Raw genomic sequence first — 6217 nt, 5'->3', positions numbered from 1 at the left:
TTTCTACCTGCACTTGAAAGAAACCGAATTTCGTTTTAATCATCGCCGTGATAATCTCTATCATGAAATTCTTAAATTGTTACGTTTAAACCCGCTTTAACTTCCTAAGACCCATCCGCAAATATCACATCTGCCCTGAAAAAATTGCGACTTCTTCAACAATATGAAAGGAGCCGCAATGACAGAAAAAGAAATTACCGTCCCACCATTTTCCGAGCTTGAAAGCAATCCAGAAGCACTTACCATCGCAACAGCGCCACTAAAAATTCCTAATTGCGAATTTATCGATGCTGTATTTCATGGGATTCCGCGAAACGCATTTGCAGCGGTTTGCTCAAAGCCTGGAAATCCTGAAGAAGGGGGTTGGCTAGCTTTGAAAGTCACAAGTCAATTGGCACATCTATGTGATGAAAATAATAATTATCTGAATTGCTCGAGTTTTTACCATACTGAGGACGGCAATCTGTTCAATGTTCGAAAAGAACAATTTGCCGCTTGCCACTTTTTAATGCTTGACGATATTGGTACAAAAGTACCATTGGAGCGATTCGCTGGATTCGAGTTTTCATGGCTTGTTGAAACGAGCCCCGGAAATCATCAAGCAGGAATAATTCTCACCGATCCAATTACGAATAGTTTAGAAGCGGAAGTTTTGCTGAAGGCTTTAATTTCTGCGGAACTGTGCGATCCAGGTTCATCGGGAATTTGCCGATGGGCACGATTACCTGTAGGGATCAACGGTAAGACCAAGTACTTGGACTCCAACGGCAACCCATTTCACTGTCGCCTCATCGAATGGAATCTCGATAAACGCTACACACCGCAAGAATTAATTGATAAGTTAAGTCTGAAGTATATTGAACCAGCACACTCTCGTGTATCAGAAGAATCTTTGCAGCCAGATCGCCTATCGAACGTACTAATACCGAAATCCAAAGAAAATCCCGTTATCACCGCATTGAAATTACGTGGGCTTTATAAAAATCCACTGAGGTCGGGAAATCACGACGTCACCTGCCCTTGGGTTCATGAACACACCGATCAATTAGACGGTGGTGCAGCTTATTTTGAACCTTCCGAAGAGTATCCCATAGGCGGTTTCTGCTGCCAGCATTCTCATCGTGAAAAATTTCACATTCGGGAATTGATAGATTTTCTGGGTATTACCGAATCAGATGCACAGAATAAGCCTGTTATTCGGATTGTCAGTGGTGATTTACACAGAATTATTGATGCCGCTGAAAATGTATTAACGATAAAGGGTGGCTATTTTCAAAGCGGCGGTCTAATTGTAACAATCACTATTGACCCGATTACCGGAGACGCATCAGTTGTTCCTTCTTCAACACAAAGTTTGACCAAGGAACTTTCGGTTGCTGCCGCCTGGGTTAAGTATGATGGGCGCAGTAAATCTTGGATCCCCAGTGATCCACCACAGCGTCATGTTGCGATACTTTATGACTCACAAAGCTATAAATATCTGCCGCCATTAAGGGGGGTAGTACGTCAGCCATATTTTCGTGAAACGGATAGTGAATTAGTAAGCCAACCAGGATATGACAGTGTATCTCGTCTTTTTGGAGTATTTGATCCAAATCAGTTTACTATCCCAATACCTACCGTTGAAGCTGCGCAATCGGCTCTAGTTTTATTAGATGATTTGATTTCAGAATTCCGATTTGCATCAGACATCGATAAATCAGCAGCGCTTTCCGCTATTTTCACAGCAGTGACGCGACCCACATTAGCGTATGCACCAGCATTTCATGGGAGGGCACCGACTTCAAGTAGTGGGAAGACTTATCTTTGCGAATTGATTGGTATATTCGCCGGGCCAGCTGCAAATGCCAAAGTTAGTTACCCAACAACATCAGAAGAAGCGACAAAAACGATTCTATCGTTACTACTAACTAACCCAGCGGTGATTGAGTTTGATGATATGGACACCGACTGGATACCACACGGCACTATAAAACGCATGTTAACTGCTGAACAAATTACTGACAGAATTTTGGGGGTTAGTAAGACTGCAACTGTCAGTACACGAACTCTTTTTTTGGGATCTGGCAACAACGTTGGTCCGGTACGTGATCTTTTGCGGCGCGTATTAACCATCAATCTGGACCCTCGGTGTGCAACCCCCGCCACAATGACGTACAGGAACTCACCAATAGAAAAAGTACGCAAAAACCGGGGCAAATATGTCAGTGCGGTTCTGACGATCATCCAAGCTTATCGCAATGCAGGTACGCCGCGTACCGATGTTCCAAATATTGCTACTTATTCAGGGGCTTGGTCTGAATACTGCCGACACCCACTCATTTGGATGGGTTTACCTGACCCGGCTACATCTCTTATCAATCAGATTACCAATGATCCCGACACGCAGCTATTGAAAGCATTAATGTCTGAATGGAATCATGTATTTGGCTCAAGATCAATTACTGTTCGCAAAGTTATCGAGCAAACAATAAATAGTCATTCGCAACTAATGGACGCAATTCGCGAGCTTCCGGTATTAGATCGCGGTGAAATCAATCCGTCCAAATTTGGTTGGTTTCTCAAAAAGAATGCCAATCGAATTGTCGGCAATTATAAATTCGTGGAATCCACGGCAGACGGACGTAAAGCGTGGTCACTGGTCTTTGTATCGCCTAATCCGCCGCAACCGTCAGTGACTATGACCGCAGAATCAACCAAACCCGCCGAACCGGAGAACCAATTGTAATTTCATTAACATAGTTAAAGGTGAGAAAGGTGGTTACAAAGGCGGTAGCTCTAAATCCATACCCTGACTGCGTTTCTGGGTGTTTCACCACCTTTACCACCTCTTTTCGGCAGGTTCCACAAAAATGTCACGTAGAGTTTTGGACACAAAAAAACTTCACGACATTCTCTGGAACCCCGGCGGAAAAAGGTGAAAAAGGTGGTAAAGGGCCACAGTGCGATGCAGGGCAACGAAAGTGCAACACCACCTTTTCGCCCCCTTACCACCTTTGCCGAGACGTACGCTACCGCTACCTGACAAAGAAAACACATGATTAGCGGCAATTCTCGGAAATCGGAAAGATTCTTATAAATAGCCTTTCAAATATTAATTAATAATTTAGGAGAAAATGAAATGGATAACTTAAATGACAACAATCTCGCAGGAAATATCAAAATCGTCACTCCAGAACAACACGATTACTCTCATATAATCAGATACATACAAATTCATGACGGTACTTGGGTTGAAGAGCGGTTTTACGATCAGATCTTGCAATTGATAAAAAAAACAGTGCCAGATCTGGGGTTCGAACAAGTCTACACAGCAAAGAAGCTATGCGGGAAGGAGTTCTGGGATACCTTAGAAAAAAGTGAACGCATCCTTGCGGGGAAATGTGTCGTGGACATGGTGCGCAAAGGTCGCGTGCGCCTCCGCTCTGTAGGAACAAATGGTGCAAATTTGGCGTTGTACGAATTCTCCAAGTAATCGGCGACTGCAACTCCACCCGGGGTTGCGGCTGTTGATCACCCCTTTTTTCACCTATCAATATTCATGGAGTCTTATATGCCGATTGTAAAATTATCGGAAAGCTTTATTAGAAATAATCTGCAATGCCCAGAAGGTAAATCACGCATCGAGTATTGCGATTCTGAACTGCCGGGCTTGTACGTAGAGGTCCGTGCTACCAGCCCAGGCCAAGGCACTTACTATCTGCGCTATAAAGACATCACAGGTAAAACCTGTCATCAGAAAATTGCCCGAACGACAGAAATCACATTAGCCGAAGCACGCAAACAAGCCAAAACCCTGAAAGCAGAGATTGCTTTGGGCAGCGATCCACGCGCCGAAGAAAAAGCCCGGTTGGCCGTATTAACTTTTGCTGAATTCTTCGAGAAACACTATTTGCCTTATGTGATACCCCGGAAACGTTCCTGGAAGCGTGATGAGGAGCTATACCGGCTACGGATCAAGGCTGTATTCGGTCATAAGCGCCTCAACGAAATCTCCAGGCAACAGATTCAATCGTTTCATACGGCATTAAAAAATGAAAAATTGGCCGCTGCTAGTTGCAATCATCATCTGAAATTATTGAAGCATTCTCTCAATCTGGCCATTGATTGTGAGATGCTGGATAAAAATCCGGTGGCACGGGTTCCGATGTTTCATGAAGACAACAAGATTGAACATTATCTCAATGATACTGAACTGGAACGCTTGCTGACAGTGCTACATACCGATGAGAATCGGCCTATCTGCCAGATCGCTCTGTTTTTGCTCAGTACAGGTTGCCGCTTGAACGAAGTCCTATCGGCGAAATGGAGTGATGTGGATATGAGTAAATGCATATTCACCGTCCGAGCAACCAATGCCAAGAGCAAAAAATTACGAGGAGTGCCGTTAAATGAGAGTGCTATCGAAATTCTGAATCAATTGGATACTCGAGGAAAATTTGAGTATCTGTTCATTAATCGTCTGACGGGCATGCCTTATTGCAATATCCACAAAGTTTGGCATCGGCTGCGTGAGAAGGCAGGACTAAAACATCTGCGCTTGCACGACTTACGCCATCAATACGCCTCCTTTTTGGTCAATAGCGGTCGCACGCTATATGAGGTACAGCAGATATTTGGTCACAGTACCAGTGTCGTTACGCAACGTTATTCTCACCTTTCCACTAAGGTTTTGAATGAAGCTGCCCAAAGTGCATCCGTCAAAATCAAGGAGGCAACGGCGAACTCCGCGTAAAAATGGGTGAAATTTGCGGGTCGGGCTGGCCAAAACCGGTCCCGCTCGCGCCCATAATTGGCCGCTGTGTGGCCGTTTCGGGGCAGTGATGGCTGCCCCCATCGGTTGCCCCCGAAGTTCGCAGATGGGCAATTTTGGGGCAGTTCCGGGGGAATTTCCCGGAATTGCACGCCAGCATTCGGTTTCCGGCTGGTGGGTTCGGAACCGGTTCAGTGGAAATTTCGGTATTGGGTTGTTTTGAATCGAAAAGTACGAAAATCGAAGCAGTATAGAGTGGTCCGGGTTCGGTATTGGTTCGGTTCAGTTAGTAAAAAGCGGCGATGCGAAAAAAGTGGCTATCTTTTCTTCGACTTTGCAGGCATAAATTTCCGGGTGGGTGCTTCTTTTAATCCGTTGGTCGGCAGTTCGAATCTGCCACGACCTACCAAAACAAATAAAAGGACTACAGGTCATAGACTTATAGTCCTTTTTTATTTTCTAAAAAATTTAATCTCTTGAATTTTCCAATTAAATCTCTGTAAACATTGTGAGTAGTCGCTGCGACTGACTCTACTGGCGAAAGAATAAGGACAACCATCCGGCTATGCACTGATGCGTTATGCACTGGCTGATGCGGTTATAGAATCAAAGAAGGGAGAGTTGATTCAAAGAATTAGAGTAATTTAGGCTTCATTGGTTCCCTTCTTCCTCTCATCATTATCACGGTTAGCTGTAATGTGGATCTTGCACGTAATGAGGAGCGATACGATTGCCTCATATCAGACTTACGATTATAAATAAAGGAGAAGCAAGCTATAGAGAAGCAGAAAAAATCACATGGGATTGCGAAATACCGCTCTACTCTCAAATTCATGACAAGTATCTATCAGATAAAGATGAAATAATTGAAGTGGTTCGTATTGGCGTGGAAACATTAGGTGCCATAACAATAAAGCTGATAAAGCATGCAACGCCAGGCGTAGTCCGTGAAGCACGGTAGGATTATTGAGATTAGATCGTATAAGGATAGGATGAAATGAGTTTTTTGGAATGGCCGTGCGAACTGGTTTTTAGTGTCTGTACCTTTTTCGTAATGACAAAAGCCTTGTTGGCATTGATTCTCTGCGTTATTTCGGTCGGGATGATTTTCATAGTAATAAAAGAAATAATCAAGAATTTGAGGAAATAGCATGAGTCCAAAACTTGCATATAGAACACACCACACTTTTAATCCGTTGGTCGGCAGTTCGAATCTGCCACGACCTACCAAAAACAAGCACTTAGGAATAAAATCTTAAGTGCTTTTTTACTTTATGAATACCCAATAAGCAAGCGCAGTGTCAGCAATTCCGCGCAACACAAATTAGCAAAGTCCATCAACTTAAGTGTAAGAATTCCTAGCGTTGTTTACAGTATTCAGGAGAATACTGTAGATGAACATACACAAACGCACTCGCTTAACATTATTGGATCGTCAGGAAATCTGGCGGCTTTATCAAACCC

General features: G+C 43.8%; 4 protein-coding genes and 1 pseudogene. All 5 read left to right on the top strand.

Annotated elements, in window-relative coordinates:
* Positions 1-100, top strand: a pseudogene (locus DU481_RS15345) (IS1595 family transposase); the annotation flags it as partial.
* A 78-nt stretch (positions 101-178) separates the two neighbouring features.
* Positions 179-2728, top strand: a complete 2550-nt coding sequence (locus DU481_RS15340; protein ID WP_350135938.1) for a DNA-primase RepB domain-containing protein — start codon at positions 179-181, stop codon at positions 2726-2728.
* Positions 2729-3121: 393 nt separating this feature from the next.
* Complete coding sequence (locus DU481_RS15335; RefSeq protein WP_350135936.1) at positions 3122-3475, top strand: DUF1413 domain-containing protein; 354 nt, start codon at positions 3122-3124, stop codon at positions 3473-3475.
* Between the two features lie 78 nt (positions 3476-3553).
* Positions 3554-4735 (top strand): site-specific integrase, encoded by a 1182-nt coding sequence (locus DU481_RS15330; protein ID WP_350135934.1) that lies wholly within the window; start codon positions 3554-3556, stop codon positions 4733-4735.
* A gap of 748 nt (positions 4736-5483) precedes the next feature.
* Positions 5484-5714, top strand: a complete 231-nt coding sequence (locus DU481_RS15325) for a hypothetical protein (protein WP_350135933.1) — start codon at positions 5484-5486, stop codon at positions 5712-5714.
* Positions 5715-6217 lie beyond the last annotated feature (503 nt).

It is taken from the genome of Nitrosomonas sp. (assembly GCF_040240425.1).
In the GTDB taxonomy this organism is placed as follows: domain Bacteria; phylum Pseudomonadota; class Gammaproteobacteria; order Burkholderiales; family Nitrosomonadaceae; genus Nitrosomonas.
The sequence above is the reverse complement of the archived record's forward strand: the minus strand, read 5'-3'. Positions and strand labels throughout refer to the sequence as shown.